At 45.0% G+C, this 17,513-nt stretch carries 13 protein-coding genes and 2 tRNA genes; 8 read left to right on the forward strand and 7 right to left on the reverse strand.

Going from position 1 to position 17,513, the window contains the following annotated elements:
• The first annotated feature begins 13 nt into the window (after positions 1-13).
• From B5D26_RS13310 to B5D26_RS13320, 3 genes are all read left to right on the forward strand, one after another.
• The gene (locus B5D26_RS13310) at positions 14-292 is read left to right on the forward strand and encodes a DUF2782 domain-containing protein (protein ID WP_078746217.1); all 279 of its coding nucleotides are present in this window, start codon (positions 14-16) and stop codon (positions 290-292) included.
• A gap of 56 nt (positions 293-348) precedes the next feature.
• Positions 349-1,284, forward strand: a complete 936-nt coding sequence (locus B5D26_RS13315; RefSeq protein WP_078746218.1) for a homoserine kinase — start codon at positions 349-351, stop codon at positions 1,282-1,284.
• Positions 1,285-1,646: 362 nt separating this feature from the next.
• Positions 1,647-3,818: a malate synthase G gene (locus tag B5D26_RS13320; protein ID WP_078746219.1), complete on the forward strand. Its 2,172-nt coding sequence runs from the start codon at positions 1,647-1,649 to the stop codon at positions 3,816-3,818.
• Between the two features lie 364 nt (positions 3,819-4,182).
• Here B5D26_RS13320 and trxB read toward each other — a convergent pair whose 3' ends face one another.
• The 5 genes from trxB to B5D26_RS13345 all read right to left on the reverse strand — a co-directional run bounded on the left by trxB (position 4,183) and on the right by B5D26_RS13345 (position 8,897).
• Positions 4,183-5,136, reverse strand: coding sequence for a thioredoxin-disulfide reductase (gene trxB, locus B5D26_RS13325; RefSeq protein WP_078746220.1), 954 nt, complete (start codon positions 5,134-5,136; stop codon positions 4,183-4,185).
• A 315-nt stretch (positions 5,137-5,451) separates the two neighbouring features.
• Positions 5,452-5,655 (reverse strand): CPXCG motif-containing cysteine-rich protein, encoded by a 204-nt coding sequence (locus B5D26_RS13330; protein WP_327196256.1) that lies wholly within the window; start codon positions 5,653-5,655, stop codon positions 5,452-5,454.
• 662 nt (positions 5,656-6,317) lie between these two features.
• Positions 6,318-8,345 (reverse strand): PAS domain-containing hybrid sensor histidine kinase/response regulator, encoded by a 2,028-nt coding sequence (locus B5D26_RS13335; RefSeq protein WP_078746221.1) that lies wholly within the window; start codon positions 8,343-8,345, stop codon positions 6,318-6,320.
• A 195-nt stretch (positions 8,346-8,540) separates the two neighbouring features.
• Positions 8,541-8,617, reverse strand: a tRNA-Met gene (locus B5D26_RS13340).
• Positions 8,618-8,820: 203 nt separating this feature from the next.
• Positions 8,821-8,897, reverse strand: a tRNA-Met gene (locus tag B5D26_RS13345).
• 175 nt (positions 8,898-9,072) lie between these two features.
• Here B5D26_RS13345 and phbB point away from each other — a divergent pair.
• The 5 genes from phbB to sbcB all read left to right on the forward strand — a co-directional run bounded on the left by phbB (position 9,073) and on the right by sbcB (position 13,320).
• Positions 9,073-9,810, forward strand: coding sequence for an acetoacetyl-CoA reductase (phbB, locus tag B5D26_RS13350; RefSeq protein WP_078746222.1), 738 nt, complete (start codon positions 9,073-9,075; stop codon positions 9,808-9,810).
• Positions 9,811-10,016: 206 nt separating this feature from the next.
• Positions 10,017-10,718 carry a septum site-determining protein MinC gene (gene minC / locus B5D26_RS13355; RefSeq protein ID WP_078746223.1) on the forward strand — a complete coding sequence of 234 codons (702 nt, stop codon included), beginning with the start codon at positions 10,017-10,019 and terminating at the stop codon, positions 10,716-10,718.
• Positions 10,719-10,758: 40 nt separating this feature from the next.
• The gene (minD, locus tag B5D26_RS13360; RefSeq protein ID WP_078746224.1) at positions 10,759-11,571 is read left to right on the forward strand and encodes a septum site-determining protein MinD; all 813 of its coding nucleotides are present in this window, start codon (positions 10,759-10,761) and stop codon (positions 11,569-11,571) included.
• Positions 11,568-11,825, forward strand: a complete 258-nt coding sequence (gene minE / locus B5D26_RS13365; RefSeq protein WP_078746225.1) for a cell division topological specificity factor MinE — start codon at positions 11,568-11,570, stop codon at positions 11,823-11,825. Before minD ends, minE begins: the two co-directional genes overlap by 4 nt.
• A gap of 52 nt (positions 11,826-11,877) precedes the next feature.
• Entirely contained in the window at positions 11,878-13,320 is a 1,443-nt protein-coding gene (gene sbcB / locus B5D26_RS13370) for an exodeoxyribonuclease I (protein ID WP_078746226.1), read from the forward strand.
• Positions 13,321-13,423: 103 nt separating this feature from the next.
• Here sbcB and B5D26_RS13375 read toward each other — a convergent pair whose 3' ends face one another.
• On the reverse strand, positions 13,424-16,192 hold the full coding sequence (locus B5D26_RS13375) for an insulinase family protein (RefSeq protein WP_159445666.1): 2,769 nt from the start codon (positions 16,190-16,192) through the stop codon (positions 13,424-13,426).
• A gap of 164 nt (positions 16,193-16,356) precedes the next feature.
• Positions 16,357-17,016, reverse strand: coding sequence for an SOS response-associated peptidase (locus tag B5D26_RS13380; RefSeq protein WP_078746228.1), 660 nt, complete (start codon positions 17,014-17,016; stop codon positions 16,357-16,359).
• Positions 17,017-17,513: the final 497 nt, after the last annotated feature.

A 17,513-nucleotide genomic window follows, 5' to 3' on the forward strand; every position in this document is an offset into this window, starting at 1 on the left:
CAAGGATTAAAGCATGTTACGCGCACTCTTTTTTGGCCTTTTACTCTGTTTGCCGTTAGCACAAGCACAGGCAGAAAACCAACAGCCTGAGCCTGAAATTACCATTCGTGATGGCGGTGACCGCACTTTGTATGAATATCGCGTTAATGGCGTGCTATATGCCATTAAAGTAAAGCCTAAGATGGGGCCAGAGTATTATCTGGTGGATGTGAATGGTGACGGCAACTATGTACGCTCTGAATCGAACCGTAAGTCGTTTTTAATCCCCGAATGGGTTTTGCTACGCTGGTAATATGAATTAGTATAGCGCTCTTTTCCCGTGGATTTATAAGGCGTTTAGGTCGATTTATGGCTGTTTATACTGCAGTTTCTGCATCTGAATTAACCGAGCTTTGTCAGCGTTATGGCTTTGCTGAAACCAGTCAACTTAAAGGCATGGCGGGTGGCGTTGAAAACACCACCTATCAGCTGATCAGTGGTGAGCAGCGCTTTATTTTGACGCTGTTTGAGCAAGGTAGCGGTGAGGATCTAGATTACTTTGTGCAGCTACTCAGCTTTTTAGCGACACAAGGCTTTGCAGTAGCTGCGCCTTTGCCTGATCTACAAGGACAAGTTTTACATCAAATTGAAGGCAAGCCCTCACTATTATTTCCATTCTTACAGGGACAACACCCTGAGCAGGCTAATGCGATACAAGCTAAAGCCATTGGTCAGTGGCTGGCTCAGCTGCATCTGGCAGGGCAGCAGTTCCCTATTCAGCGTCCTAACCAACGTAGTATTGAGTGGTTGCAGCAACGCATGCCCGATGTCTTAGCGTTTTTGTCGGAAGATGATCAACGACTGATGCAAAAAGAAGTTGCACAGTTTGCAGAGCTATTGGAAACCTACCCTGACCTGCCTCAAGGGGTGATTCACGGTGATCTGTTTCGGGATAACAGCTTCTTTGCCGGTGATGAGCTAACAGGTGTCATAGATTTTTACAACGGTTGCACAGGTCACTGGCTCTATGACTTGGCGGTTGTGATCAATGACTGGAGCTTTCAAGCGGGTGATGAACCTAATACCAGTATCGGCACAGCCGTATTAGCGGGTTATCAGAAGGTTCGCCCTTTACGCCCAGATGAACAACAAGCCTTACCGGGGTTTTTACGGGCTTGTGCGTTGCGCTATTGGCTATCCCGTTTAATTGCCAAGCATCTTTCACCACCTAATGAAGATCAAAGCAGTGTGATTAAAGATCCAGAGCAATATCGCAAAATACTAGTGCTACGTAAGCGAGCATAAATCTGCCTGACAGAGCGGCTATTCCGTCAGCCAAAATTAATAAACTGACTGATACCCCCGCCCATATTTGGGCGAGGGTTTGCGGTGTAGTTTCTATATCTACTCAAGTACATCAACGCCCTCTCACCTGCTATTTTCCACACATTTTTCCGACTTTATGGGCAATTTATGACCTATGCGTCGCGTTTGTCTTATTCATTAGGCGTACGTGTAGGGACAAAAAGCCCTGTTTTCAGGTATCTTAAGCCCGTTAAGCCTGATCTAAATCAGGTGAGCACACTAAAAGCGCCAACCTGCGGCACACAGGCATTTAGGCGCACAAGGGCAAAAATAAGTTCTATAAGTTTTAGAGGCACACTTCAATGACTGAACGCGTTCAGACCGGCAACCTAAGCGTTGCAAAAGCGCTATACGATTTCATTACTAACGAAGCAGCACCCGGCACAGGTGTTGACGTTAACCAGTTCTGGGCTCAGTTTGACGCTATCGTCCATGACCTAGCCCCACGTAACCGCGAACTACTAGCGAAGCGTGATCAACTGCAAGCGCAAATTGACGAATGGCACCGCGCTCGTAAAGGCCAAGCTTTTGACCTGAACGCTTACAAAGATTTCCTAGGTGAAATTGGCTATCTGCTGCCAGAGGGCGAAGACTTCCAAGTTACCACCGAAAATGTTGATCCAGAAATGGCCACTATGGCAGGCCCACAACTTGTAGTGCCTGTGATGAACGCCCGTTTTGCACTGAACGCTGCAAACGCACGTTGGGGCAGCCTATACGACGCGCTATACGGTACAGATGCTATTTCTGACGAAGGCGGCGCAGAAAAGGGCAATGGTTACAATCCAGCTCGCGGTGCAAAAGTAATCGCTTTTGCTCGTAACTTCCTGAACGAATCAGCGCCATTAGCCTCTAGCGACCACACCCAAGCCACTCAGTACGCGGTAAAAGAGGGCGCACTGGTTGTCACCCTTAAAGATGGTTCAGAAACAGGTCTGGCCAACCCTGAGCAGTTTGTTGGTTTCAACGGCGAACAAGCAGATCCAACTGCAGTGCTGCTGATCAACAACGGCCTGCACTTTGAAGTACAGTTTGACCGTACGCACCAGATCGGCAAAGACGATGCCGCAGGCGTAAAAGATATCGTCATGGAGTCAGCACTGACCACCATTATGGATTGCGAAGACTCAGTTGCAGCAGTAGATGCCGACGACAAAGTGGTGATCTATCGCAACTGGTTAGGTCTGATGAAAGGTGACCTAACCGAAGAAGTGAGCAAAGGCGGCACAACCTTCACACGTCGCATCAATGCCGACCGTGAATACACCGCAAAAGACGGTTCAGCTTTGGCACTGAAAGGCCGCAGCTTGATGTTCGTGCGCAACGTAGGTCACTTAATGACCAATAGCGCGATTTTGGACAAAGACGGCAACGAAGTACCAGAAGGCATCATCGACGGCCTATGTACTGCGTTGATCTCACTGCACGATATTAAAGGTCTAGGCCAGTTCCGCAACACCACCACTGGCTCAATGTATATCGTAAAACCTAAAATGCACGGCCCAGAAGAAGTAGCATTTGCTAACGAACTGTTTGCTCGCATCGAAGACGCATTAGGTCTGGCTCGTTTCACCCTGAAAATGGGCATCATGGACGAAGAGCGTCGCACCACCGTTAACCTAAAAGAGTGTATCCGTGCCGCTAAAGAGCGCGTGGTATTCATCAACACTGGTTTCCTAGACCGTACAGGTGATGAGATTCATACCTCTATGGAAGCGGGCCCAATGGTACGCAAAGGCGAAATGAAAGCTGCGGCTTGGATTGGCGCTTATGAAAACTGGAACGTAGACAACGGCCTAAACTGCGGCCTAAGCGGCAAAGCGCAGATTGGTAAAGGCATGTGGGCGATTCCTGACCAAATGGCGAACATGCTAGAGGTTAAAATTGGTCACCCACTATCAGGTGCCAACACCGCTTGGGTACCTTCGCCAACAGCGGCCACTCTACACGCCATGCACTACCACAAAGTTGACGTATTCGCCCGTCAGCAAGAGCTGAAATCACGCGCGCGCGCCTCTTTAGATGACATTCTAACCATTCCAGTTGAGCCAAACCCAAGCTGGAGCGCAGAAGAGATTCAACAAGAGCTGGATAACAACGCACAGGGTATTCTGGGCTATGTAGTACGTTGGGTTGACCAAGGTGTCGGCTGCTCTAAAGTGCCGGATATCAACGACGTTGGCCTAATGGAAGACCGCGCGACACTGCGTATCTCCAGCCAGCACATCGCCAACTGGTTACATCACGGCATCTGCTCTGAAGCCCAAGTGATGGAAACCATGAAGCGCATGGCAGGTGTTGTAGACCGCCAAAACGCCAACGACCCAACCTACACCCCAATGGCACCTAACTTTGATGGCGTCGCTTTTGAAGCTGCTTGCAAACTGGTACTAGAAGGCACCACACAGCCAAGTGGTTACACCGAGCCACTGCTGCATGCTTGCCGCTTGAAGCTGAAAGCACAACAAGCTTAATCGCGGGTTAAACGCTTAAAGCTCAAAAGCCCCGACCTGAAAAGGTTGGGGCTTTTTGGTTTATAGTGGTGGGAATGAATAAAGGTTTAATTCACTCTCCGACCAAAATTGAAACAAAACGCTAGCACAACTCTTAAAACACGATCTGCTAAGCAAAGTATTGATTTATCTTCTCTGCAACAACAGTAACTCGATAATGGAGAAAGGACTCTGCATCCGACCCAAGCTCTATCAAATTTTGATCACTGTTCTGGTCAACCCAAACTGGATACTTTTAGTTGAGAGTTTTCAAACGCTATAAAAAACTCTCAAACTATGGCTTGATCGGTTTTTGATTATTCAGACAAAAGCCGTTATCGGCTGATTAGCCTTGGCTGTCTAGGTAACGCTCTGCATCCAGTGCGGCCATGCAGCCTGTTCCCGCAGAGGTAATCGCCTGACGATAAACGTGATCCATCACGTCACCTGCGGCGAAGATGCCTTCAATGCTGGTTTGTGTGGCGTTGCCTTCCAGACCTGATTTCACTTTCAGGTAGCCGCCGTTCATCTCAAGCTGGCCTGCGAAAATATCCGTGTTAGGCTTGTGGCCGATGGCGATAAAAACACCCATCACATTGATTTCGCGGGTTTGCTCGCCATCGGTTTCTTTTAGGCGTAGACCTGTTACGCCCATCTCATCACCCAGCACTTCATCTAATGTGTGGTTCCAGATGATTTCGATGTTGCCGTTGGCGGCTTTTTCAAACAGCTTGTCCTGTAAAATCTTTTCAGAACGCAGGCTGTCACGACGGTGAATCAGGGTTACTTTTTTGGCAATGTTCGCAAGGTAAAGGGCTTCCTCTACTGCGGTGTTACCACCACCGATCACAGCCACTTCCTGATTACGGTAGAAGAAACCGTCACAGGTTGCGCAGGCAGAAACACCTTTGCCCATAAAGGCTTCTTCACTTGGTAGACCGAGATACTGGGCGCTAGCGCCTGTGGCAATAATCAAGGCGTCACAGGTATAAGTGCCTTGATCACCTTTCAGTGTAAATGGGCGCTGGGTCAGTTCTACCGCGTTGATGTGGTCGAAGACTATTTCAGTGTCAAAGCGTTCAGCGTGTTTACGCATATCTTCAACCAGTTGCGGGCCTTGAATACCGTCAAATGCACCCGGCCAGTTGTCTACATCGGTAGTGGTGGTGAGCTGACCACCCATCTGCATGCCTGTGATAATGACGGGTTTCAGGTTGGCGCGTGCAGCATAAACTGCTGCGGTATAGCCAGCAGGGCCTGAACCTAAAATAATCAGTTTTTCGTGGCGGTTGTTGCTCATGGATATCTCCTGCCTGTGAGTGGCGGCAATAATCAGTATTGGGCGTTAATGTGAATCTGGTTGTCTGCCAATATGGGGACAAAAAATTCAAATGCTAGCCAGTTTGACGCTTCTTGTTCACAGGCATTTTGCTGTGCTTAAGCGTGTTTTGAATGGTCGCTAGTGTAAAGCGATTTATGTTGGCAGGCCAATTGGATTGGTGAATAACTGTGATTGGTAATGCTGATCAAGCAGGAAGGCAGGGTATAAAAACAAAAAATCCCCCTAGTTTTAGGGGGATTTATGGTGAAACAGTAAACAACATTTTAAAAGTATTCAGGAGTTGTCCTCCCGCTTAAATTCTACACTCGACAAATTTTCCTCCATATCAACACGTACAAATACTTGAATTGGAGCGCAGCAAGTCTGGCAATCTTCATAGTAGTCTTGGTCTCCTCCCGTGACATCTACCGCAAGTTCTAATTCAGACCCACAATAAGGACATTGCCCTTGTACTGTATTGAGCATTTCCTCGAACATCTTCAACGCTCCCCCAGTTAATCCATTCCTTCACTGAACCTCCTGTGCCTTGGTTGTCATCAACAATATAGGATTGAGTGTTTATTCAGTGTTGCTTTGGTTTTTTAAGCTGTGGCCGTTATAAAATCAGGTTTGTGTGACCTTCAACAGAAGCTGAATCATGGCTGTATTTACGATTTGATGACACCTCCTCTTTGATCAAAAAAATTGAACTGAATCGGTCTTAAGTTAAACATCGATATCAAGAAAAGTGACCAAGGTTTACTGCGTATAGCGTGTAACATTTTTCACTTTCGGGTCTAACTATCATCATGCTGTATTACATGGGTCTTGTCTTGCGGTGTAACTTTACTGCGGTATAGCAACTGCATATTCGTCTTCGGTGTTTTACGCCTTGCTCACTTTCTTGATAAGTTTTCGGTATTGCATTGCGTTACTTCACTTCGTATAACTTGCGGTTTACTACGATTTTGCGTCTTGCGTCTTGCGTCTTGCGTCTTGCTTCGGTCTTACATCCGGTTTTTAACCGACACCGTTTAGGTGTTTTTTAGATCAGAGAAACTTTGTTTCACTTCACAGTAGTAACTATAGCTCAGTTTTTAAGATGTACAGTTTTTTTTCAAAACTTTTGTTATGGAGGGCAAAAGCTAGACGTAGTTGAGTTAGTCCTGATGCTGTAGAAGCTGTTTCTGTTCCTGTTGAAGCTGTTCGACTACAACAAGAAGCTTATCAACAGACAGTGGTTTAGTGAGGTATTCGGTGAACCCTGATAGTAAGCATTGATTGATCTGTTCAGGATTGTTCTCTGCACTGATCGCCACGACAGGAATGGTTGCGGTTCTGGGGCTGGCTTTTAATATTTCTAACACTTCGTAGCCACTAAGCTCGGGCATATGTAAATCTAATAGGATTAAATCTACAGGTTGTTTCAACGCAAACTCAAGTGCGTAACTGGCATTTGTTTCGGTGAAAAGTTTAAGCTCTGGGTGTTGGCTTAACAGCCCTTCAATAAGGCGTAGATGTATCGGATCGTCATCAAGACACAGAATATTGAAGTGAGCGCGGGAGGTTTTAGCACTGATCTCTTGCGCATAATGTGCAAAAGGAAGCTCAATCCAGAAAATACTGCCCTTTACAGGATGGCGCTGATAGCCAATCTCGCCATGCATTAGCTTTATCAAGCGTTTACAGATGGCAAGGCCAATACCGGTGCCTTCTGTAGGGCCTTGCTCGGCACCTAATCGGTTAAAGGCTTGGAATAAAAGCTGTTCTTTATCTTCTGGAACACCTTGGCCTGAGTCTTCAATTTCAAGCCTAATTTTCTGATTGGCTATGCTTTTTAGGTGTAAGCGTACTTGGCCATTTACCTCGTTATATTTTATAGCGTTCGATAGTAAGTTGAGCAGGACTTGTTTTAGCCTGATAGGGTCGGCGTTAACCTCTGGCAGTATTCGCGCTTTATCAGAGAACTCAATGCACACATTTTTTTCTAATGCGAGCTGTTGAACCATAGCCAAGGTTTCACTTAGAGAAGCGGATAGACTCAAAGCTTCAACATTAAGTTTTACTCGACCCTGCTCCATACGAGCCAAGTCTAAAATATCGTTCACTAGATTAAGTAAATGCTTTCCCGCAGCGTGAATCTCTTGTGAGTATTCAAGCTGAATTTCGTTTAGTCCCTCATCTTGTAGCAGTTGGCTAAAGCCTAAAATAGCATTAAGAGGGGTGCGTAGCTCATGGCTGACGCTAGATAGAAGCTGTGATTTGGCTTTGCTTGAAAGTTCGGCTCTTTTACGTGCATCCTCTAGCGCTTGATCAGAAATACGCTTATTAATGCCCATGCCAAGTACATGTACAACACGGTGTAAAAAGGCACGGCTCTCGTGATTATCAATTACAAACTTAGGTAAATAGAGCACCAATACTGATGCTTTTTGATTTTGATTCAGGGGAACGGCATATAGAGCATGGTCTTTTTCAATCAAGCAGCTGCTTAAACCAAGCGCATCAAGCGGCAGTTCTTTAGGCGCGCCTTGTTGAATAACACTTCGACAAAGTGATTGTGTCATCGCGCTCTTTTCGCAATTGTTCTGCACACATGCACCATGGCTAAGTATTGAATGCAGTTCAGAGTGGGTCAATTGATAGAGGGATAAGAGCTTCCAATGCCATTGATGGTTTTGTCTTATTTGCTCCATACATTGGTTGAGAAATGCAGTCATTGGCAATTCATCGAGACAATAAGCCATCAGGATACTGAGGGAAGTTTCTTGAGCCGCCTTTTGCTCTAGCAATAGTTGCTGCTGGTAGCGCACGCTTTCATCTTCATAGAATGCAACATAATGAGTGAAGTGTCCTTGCTCATCGGTAACCGCTGAAATATTCACATGCAAGCGTATCTCACCTGACTTGAGCTTATTCCATAGCTCGCCCTGCCAATAGCCGTGCTCATAAAGTGCAAGCCAAAACTCATGATAAAATTGATCATTGTGGCGGTCAGAGCGTAACAGCCTAACATTTGCCCCTTTTAGTTGAAGGGCGCTATATCCACTCAAGTTGCAAAAAGCAGCGTTTACTTTAATAAAGGTCCCGTTGCGGTCCAGAATGGCGATGGGTTGATGTGCATTAAAGGTAGAGGCTAACAGCTTAAATTCTTCTGACCTGTCCATGTCGGTAGAAAAGGAGAGCATAATTGAACCTTAACAGATGAGTCGCAAAAGTTTACAAAGTGTAACTCTGGATAAATTATTGGTTTTACCTTTCAAGTTCAAGAAAAGTTCTGCTTTAACCTCAAAATACTTATGGTTTTAGTGCAAAGGGAGGCGGGTATATTTTTACAAGGCATAAAAAAAGCCAGTTGAGTTAACAACTGGCTTTTTAGAATTTGGAAGCGGGAGCCGGATTTGAACCGACGACCTTCGGGTTATGAGCCCGACGAGCTACCAGGCTGCTCCATCCCGCATCAAAGTAGGCACCATTATAGGCTTAACTTAGCTCCTGTCTATGTTTTTATTTAACTATTTGAAAATAAAACAAATTCAGGCTTTTTGATCCAACTATAGTGACCATTTGGTCATTAGGCTGTTGTTTATCAGAATGTTCTTTGATACCTTTTTACAAGGCATAAAAAAAGCCAGTTGAGTTAACAACTGGCTTTTTAGAATTTGGAAGCGGGAGCCGGATTTGAACCGACGACCTTCGGGTTATGAGCCCGACGAGCTACCAGGCTGCTCCATCCCGCATCAAAGTAGGCGACATTATATATATCGCAAGTGCGTTGTCAACGTTTTTTAACAAAACCATGTTTTCATGGTGGTGAAACTAGAATAAAAGACCGTATTAGCAGGCCAAAATATCTATTTTGGTGGACTAAATATGGATAAGCAGGAAAAACATCTAAAGCAGAGGGACTGTCAGATGAGTAAGAGAATCGCCTTAGTAACAGGTGGTACAGGTGGTATTGGTGCAGCTATTTGTCGTCAGCTGTCTGATGATGGTTATCAGGTGATTGCGGCCTATAGCAATGAAGAAAAAGCAAAAGCATGGCAAGAAGCTCAAAAAGCAGATGGCTATGAATTTGGTATTAGCTACATGAATGTAGGGGATTACGAGTCCTGCCGCACGGCAATCAATACTATTGCAGAGGTTTATGGCCCTGTATCAGTGCTGGTGAATAATGCAGGTATCACTCGTGATGGTGTGATGAAGAAAATGAGCTGGGAACAATGGCATGAAGTGCTCAATGTCAACCTAGACAGTGTATTCAATACAAGTAAGGCTTGTTTGGATAGCATGTTGGAGATGCAGTTTGGCCGCATCATCAATATTTCATCCATTAATGGGCAAAAAGGTCAGTTTGGCCAATCAAACTATTCTGCTGCAAAAGCAGGTATGCACGGTTTTACTAAAGCTCTAGCACAAGAAACTGCGCGTAAAGGTATTACGGTTAACACTATCTCTCCTGGTTATATTGCAACTGATATGATCATGAAAATTGATGAGCCTATTCGTAATAAAATTATGGAAGGTATTCCTGTCGGTCGTTTTGGTCAGCCGGAAGAGATTGCGCGTACAGTGTCATTTCTAGCTGCAGAAAATAACGGCTTTATCACTGGTGCTAATATCGCCATTAACGGTGGTCAGCACATGTGCTAATCGTTGTGCATATGTAAAGCTTAATGCTCGGAAACAAAGCGCTGTTCAGTAAACCTGAGCAGCGTTTTTTTTAGAGTAGATGAAATGACTTAATCTAAATTCTGTTATCAAAAATTCTTTTACGGTCTAATCCTTTCGAGTCTTGTATAATTGAAGTAGGTCACATAGATTTAATTGATGTTCAAATATAGAGCTAAGGCGAGGTTGTGGCACTGAAACTTTCTGGGCAAGAGCCTGCATTTCAGTTTAAAGGCGGTGCATTAACAGTCACAACGCTTGAGTTGTTGACAACGGATGCACTATTAATTGAAAAAGAGCTGGAACAGCAAACACGTCGTGCGCCTGCTTTTTTTCGACAAACACCAGTTGTTTTGGCTTTTGAACGTTTAGAACAGGATAATCCTGTGTCTTTAGATCTTATCGTTGCGGCTTGCAAGCGTAATGGTTTGATACCTATCGCTGTGCGCTGTGCTTTAGATAATGTAAAACAGTCGGCGTGGGCCTTAGGTTTAGGTTGGTTTCCGCCTCAAACTGATAGCCACATTAAAAGCGTTGCTCAAGATAAAAGTTGCATTGCGCGTAAAGCGACAAAATTTGTACATGGTACAGTGCGCTCTGGCCAGCAAGTGTATGCCGATTGTGCCGATTTAGTTGTGCTAGGTTCCGTGAATGAAGGCGCGGAAGTTATTGCAGATGGTAATGTTCATATTTGGGGTGTGCTACGAGGTAAAGCGATAGCAGGTGCCCAAGGGGATCAAGACGCGCGCGTAATTTGTCAGCAGTTTAAAGCGGAACTGGTTTCAGTCAGTGGCATATTCCAGACGTTTGAATCTTACAGCTGGCCAAATTCTGCGGCACAGTTAATTGAAATTTATTTAGACAACGAACGTCTAGTTGTGAAAGCGTAACCGAATATTCACAACCTGTATTGATGATGGGAGTCAGCTTTTGGCAAAGGTCGTAGTAGTCACGTCTGGAAAGGGTGGCGTAGGTAAAACAACAAGCTGTGCCTCCATTGGCACTGCGTTAGCTTTGCAAGGTTTTCGTACAGTACTGATCGACTTTGATGTTGGATTGCGAAATCTAGATTTGGTCATGGGTTGTGAGCGCCGTGTGGTATATGACCTGATCAATGTGATCTCAGGGGAAGCCAAGTTGAGTCAGGCGCTGATTAAAGACAAGCGTGTTGATGGCTTATTTATGTTACCCGCATCACAAACCCGTGATAAAGATGCTTTGACTCAAGATGGCGTTGAGAAGGTTATCGAAGAGTTAAAAGCAGACTTTGATTATGTTATCTGTGACTCACCCGCTGGTATTGAGCGTGGTGCGATGTTGGCGATGTACTTTGCTGACGAGGCTATAGTGGTGAGTAACCCTGAGGTTTCTTCGGTACGTGACTCTGATCGAGTAATCGGTTTGTTGGATTCGAAAACCCGTATGGCCGAAAATGGGCAGTCAGTACCTGCACGTTTATTGGTTACTCGCTATGACCCTGAGCGTGTTGAGTTGTCAGAGATGATGTCAGTGAAGGATGTGGCAGAAATTTTGGCAATTCCAGTTTTAGGGGTTATTCCTGAGTCTGAATCTGTTTTGAAAGCATCAAACCAAGGCGTTCCTGTTGTGCATGATCAACAAGCAGATGCAGGTATTGCATATCTTGATGCGGTAGCACGTTTTCTAGGTGAAGATCGCCCTATGCGTTTTATAACACCTGAGCGCAAAGGTTTTCTAAGCCGTATGTTTGGAGGTCGGCGATGAAACGACTACGTAGTTTATTTCAACGGGATAACGCGGCATCAGCAGATGTTGCTCGTGAACGTTTGATGGTAATGATTTCGCAAGATCGCTTGCAACGAAATCAGCCAGACTTTTTACCGCGTTTACAAAAAGAGTTGATCGAAGTGATTTTGCGTTACACAAAGAGTAGCCAAGAAGATATTCAGATTAGCTACCATAGTCTGCCTCAGCAGGCTCAGCTAGAGTTGAATGTTACATGGCCAAGCCGCTCTTAAGGAGCGGCCTCTTTAGATTGGTTTGTCTTCACTGTTGATAAGGACTTGAACTTTGAGTTCACAGCCCACTTTTTTTTGGCACGACTATGAAAGCTTTGGTGCCAATCCTCGCAAAGATCGCCCCGCACAATTTGCAGGTGTTCGCACAGATTTTGATCTGAATGAAATTGGTGAGCCGATGGAGATTTTCTGCTGCCCAGCAGATGACTTTATTCCTCACCCTGATGCCTGCTTGATTACAGGTATTGTGCCACAGCAAGCGTTGAGAGATGGCTTTACTGAAGCCGAGTTTATTGCACAGATTCATCAAGCATTAAGCCAGCCGCATACTTGTGCTTTGGGCTATAACAGTTTGAGATTTGACGATGAGCTTACACGGCATACCTTGTACCGTAACTTTTATGATGCCTATGCTAGAGAGTGGCAGAACGGTAATTCCCGCTGGGATCTGATTGATGCGATGCGTACGGCTTACGCTTTACGCCCCGAGGGTATCGAGTGGCCTATTAATGAAGAAGGCTTACCGAGTTTCAAGCTGGAGCATCTTACGGCTGCCAACGGATTAGAGCATCAAGGTGCCCACGATGCTTTGGTTGATGTAAGAGCAACTATTGCATTAGCACGCTTGTTAAAAACTAAGCAGCCGAAGCTATTCAATTATCTGTTGTCTTTACGGGATAAGAGAAAGGTATCTGATCAGCTTAACTTGATAACACGAAAGCCTGTGCTGCACATCTCAGGTATGTTTGGCGCTGCCCGTGCTAATGCGGCTTTAGTTGTGCCATTGGCAATGCATCCAACCAATAAAAATGGCGTGATCTGCTTTGATTTAATGTCTGATCCTGCGCCATTAAGCCAGCTATCAGCAGTAGAGATACATCATAGAGTATTCACTGCACAGAGCGCTTTGGTTGAAGGGCGTATTCCATTAAAGGTTGTGCACCTTAATCGCTGTCCAGTGGTTTTACCTATAGCGATGCTAGACGAAAACGTTGAGAAGAGAACGGGTATTAATCGCCAAACTTGTGAGCAACATTGGCAGATGTTGATGGCGGCAGGTGATTTGACTCAGAAGTTGCAGCAAGTTTTCAGTGACAACACAGAATTTGAAGCTTCTGACGATCCTGATTTGATGTTGTATGGTGGCGGTTTCTTTTCGACACATGACAAAGAGCAAATGGAGCAAGTGCGTCGTTGCCCACCAGAGCAGCTGGCTCAGTTAAAAACGGCATTCAGAGATGAACGTCTTGATGAGATGTTTTTCCGTTATCGTGCGCGCAACTATAAGCACAGTCTTACAGAAGAAGAGCTTATACGCTGGGATGAGTTCCGTTGGCAGCGCATTAATGACCCTGCTTTGAGTGGCTGCACGCCGCAACAGTTTGAGCAACGTTTGTTAGAGCTAAGCCAGAAAGGCTTATCTGCGCGAGACCAAAATATTCTTGAGGATCTGGTGCTTTATGTTGAGTCGCTGGTGCCTTCGCATTTATTCTGAATGCACAGAGTCCTAGTGAATATATTGTAGCATGCGCGAATGGCCGGATTGGCCGTTCGCGCGCACTAGGTTGGTTGTGAGAACAGTCTAAAAATCAAACCGCTTAGTGCTTTGCTATAGGCTTTAGCTGCGCACTTAAGGTTTTTACATCAGTAAAGGTCTTTGATTTAGGTTGATAGCTAACCTCAAACTGTCCAGCGTTACCCTGTATAATTTGTGTCTCAAAAAGCTGTACAATAGTACTCAGCTCTAGGGTTTGAACCGCACGAGCTAACTGGGCTGCTCGGTCAAAGTTGGTATATTCTAAAGCCATTTCTCGCCAGAAGCGTTGTGTACGACTTTGCAAATTATCATCTTTTTCGAGTAGGTTTCCGATAAGTCCCGCCTTTTGTTCCTCCCATGTTGTGCTCGGCATTGTGTGTAGCTTTTCCGCAAAACTTTCAAGAAAGCGCTGGCTACGCTGCTGAATATCCTCAGGAGAGTGAGTGGGTGACTGCACAAGCAAGCTCAGCCCTGGCATATTTAGAACGGGGTGATAGCTGGCAAAAACGATGTAACCTAATTGCTGCTGAGTACGCATCTCTTGGTAATAAGGGCTTTGCAATATTTGAGCGAGTAATAGCCACTGTGCTTGTGTCTCTATACTGTGACTATTGCCTTGATAATAGTGTAAGTATGCATTGTCGTTGTGCTCTATTTCTGGGTAGTGCTGTAAGTGCTGCTGATCCAGAGATAGTATGCTCATACTAGGCACTGCCTCTTTGCTCAAGCTAGGCTTGAGATACTCGACCACCATTTTTAAGCTCTGCCGTGCTTCATCCGCGGTAAGGTTGCCCGTCACCATGCTGTCAATATAGAGCTGTTGTAGAAATGCAGTTCTAAACTCAACAAGGTCTTGTAGCTGTAGTCTATTTATCGTGGACAATAACTCAGGCTCTTGCCAGTTGGGCTGTTGCAGTAAATTGGAAACCTGGCTACTCACTTGCTGGTACAGAGGGGCTTTGTCAGCGTTTTTCCAACGTTTGATCAGCGATTGTTTTACTAGGTCAAAGCGTTCTTGCGAGATTTCCTCTTTGCTCAAAATTTGTAGTAAGCGTTCTAACAATGCAGGTTGTTGCTCATCATAACCACCGAGTTGGAATGTTAAGCCGCGCATGTGTTTATAAACGCTATAGTCTAATCCCGCCAAACGTGCAGGGTAGGCAAACTCGTTACTCGCATCACTTAACCAGCTGCTGAGCATTTGGGTTAATACAGCGCTACGAACATTTGAGCTACTTATAGGTGTTTGTAGGCTAATGTATTGTTGTGCTTTGGGTGTGCCAAAGTCTGTGTCATGTTTGAACCACAAGCTGTAGAAAGGACTGGTACTAATGTTGATAGGAGTGTCAGAGTGATTACTATCCGCTTTCAGATGTAGGTTTTTGGCGATAAAAGGATTCGGTTCTGGCAGCTTGAGTACATCCAGTTGAGTTGGTGCTATTTTACTGCTATCGAAAGTTTCTAACGCATATTCTCCACCAAACCACGGCGAAGTTTTGTTTGTTTTAATATCAGGGCTTACGAGGGTAACAAGCATATTGTCTGGCTTTAGGTAAGACAGATAGCGCTGAATGAGTAGAGGATCAAAGTTTTCCATGGCATAAGCGGCATGTACTACCTCATGACTTGGGTAGCGCGACATGTTATAGGCTAAAGTGCTGACGTAATGAATAGCCGCTCCTTGCTCTACAAAATTAAACTCTTGCTCTGAAAGTGCTTTCTGTTCATCAAAACGCCACTTGTTGATGCCTTGGGTTTGAATCAGATTGATATAGCTGAATGTGGCGTTGATGATCTCTTCACGTGCGTTAACACCTGGCTCTGTTAGGTTGATGCCAATGCTAAAGAGCGCTTCTTCTTTTGTACTGATACCACTACCTGCTGAGAGCCCTGTTGCCCAGCCCTGAGCTTTAAGGTAAGACAGCAAGCTGCCCTCGCCTTCATGACCGATCAAGCTTGCAATATAGCTGGCAGGTTTTTCTTTATATAAGTAGGTTGTGCTAGGCATGGGAAATTGCAAACGCAACTCATGGCGTGCTTTTAAGGGCTTGATATTAAGCTGTTTAGGCAAGCTGTCTTTTGCAAATAAAGGTTCCTGAACGACCTTGCTTGCAATATTGCGATTAGGAATTGCACTGAAGAACCTTTCGGCGATCTGCTCTAATTCATCTAATGACTCTCGACCTAGAATGACCAGTGACATCTGATTGGCAGAATAATGCTGCTGATAGAAATCGAGCATCGCTTCACGGGCGCTGATCTCCTTGTCGCTTAATGTTTCCAAGCTCCCTGTACTGAACTTGCTATAAGGGTGATCAGGGTTTAGAGCTTGTTTCAAAATATCAAACTGGCGTCGACCATCATCGCGCAGTTTAGATTGATATTCAGAGTGGACAGCGTTCTTTTCACGGTTTACATATTCTTCACTGAAAAGTGGTGCGGTAAAGAACTGAGAGAAACGATCCAAAGCAGGTGATAAGTAGGCGCTCTCAATTTCAAAAAAATAGTTAGTATCCTCATAAGATGTAAATGCGTTGTGGTTACCACCATGCTTACTGATAAAGCTTTGGTACTCACCTGACTCAGGGTATTTCTCTGTGCCTAGGAAAAGCATATGCTCTAAAAAGTGTGCCAAGCCCGCAAAGTTTTTGGAATCACTGCCACTACCTACGCTGACATTCATCGCAGCAGCAGCTTTGTCGGCATCAGCTTCTGATATTAGTAGAACCTGCAGCTGATTATTCAGAGTGAGTGTTCGATATTCGCGGGCATCATTGTTGCTCTGGATAAATGCGGGGGTATGTGGAGCCTTCGTAGAAGTGTTTGGCATAATAGAAGTGCACGCAGTTAGTAAAATGAGAAATATCCCAGCGCAAGCTGAGCGTATAATCGTCGGCATAATTTTGATTCCTTGGTACCGCTCAATATTCAATAATCTGATATTCCATTGGATTTGTTAAATGGCATTACGTTCATGTGCGCGCTTTGCCGCTTCTATTGAAACCTAAAACGCTGCCCAATAGGCTCGGTGACTGCACGGGATTGGTTACTGGGATTGTTAACCAATGTCGAAACCGGATAGCAGTCAAAGTGATCATTGGCAATGGTGTTCGTTAAGTCTGTATTAGAGAGATTCCCCAACCAATGGGAAGCATCATCAGGCTCAATAATCACAGGCATACGTTCGCTGATTCGTATCAAGGCATCATTGCTAGGCGTCGTTAGCAGTGCAAAGGTGTCATAGAACGTATGTTCAGAGGTTGGATAGCGAGTCCAAATACCTGCAATCAAGAATGCGCGGTTATCAGGTCGACGTACCGCAAATGCTCGTTTTTGCCGAGAAAACTGCATCCACTCGTAATAACCTGAGCATGGGATTAAGCAGCGCTGAGATAGCGCATTTTTAAACATGGGCTTTTCATGTAAAGATTCTACTCGCGCAGCATAAGGGGCATGCTCAAGCACTTTTAACCATGTGGGACTATAACCCCAGTAACCTTTATCCAAAGTCAGCCGATCATCTTTTAGCCGTAAAATACTGACAAAATTCCTCGGAGCCATATTATAGCTAGTGATCAAAGCGTCATTGATTTGCACTGCGCTATGCAGAAAAGAGTCTAAATTGCAGGGCGTGATAATAAGTCGACCTGTCATAGCTAAATTAACCTGTTGGAGATAAATAGACTCTAACAATAGCGAGCAAACAGCATTAAGACCACTAGGATCTAAGTGTTAGTATTGACTTTCCACACCAAAGCTCGCGAGATGGGGCTTTGTCGCCTCTTAATAGCTGCTTAGAACCAGTAAAAAGCATTTTTTGAAAATAAAGCAAAAAAACAGTTGCGCAATGCATTCTGCTGCGTATAATACGCGCTCTCTAGTCAGGCAAGGCTTGATTGGAAGTGTTAAGTGCTTGTTTATACTGATGTTTTTGAGTGCGATATTTGATTGGTTCGGTTTTCTGAGTTGATCGGCACTGAAAAGAAAGTTGAAAAAAGTGGTTGACAATACGAGGTTCGGTTCTGTAGAATACGCAGCCTCAGTTGAGCGAAGTGATCGAGATTCTGTCTCTCCTTCGATTAACTAAATTGCTCTTTAAAAATTCAATCAGATAATTCGTGTGGGCGCTTGCTTCGATGGTCTTGGAAAGT

The organism is Oceanospirillum multiglobuliferum (genome assembly GCF_900167095.1).
GTDB lineage: Bacteria > Pseudomonadota > Gammaproteobacteria > Pseudomonadales > Halomonadaceae > Oceanospirillum > Oceanospirillum multiglobuliferum.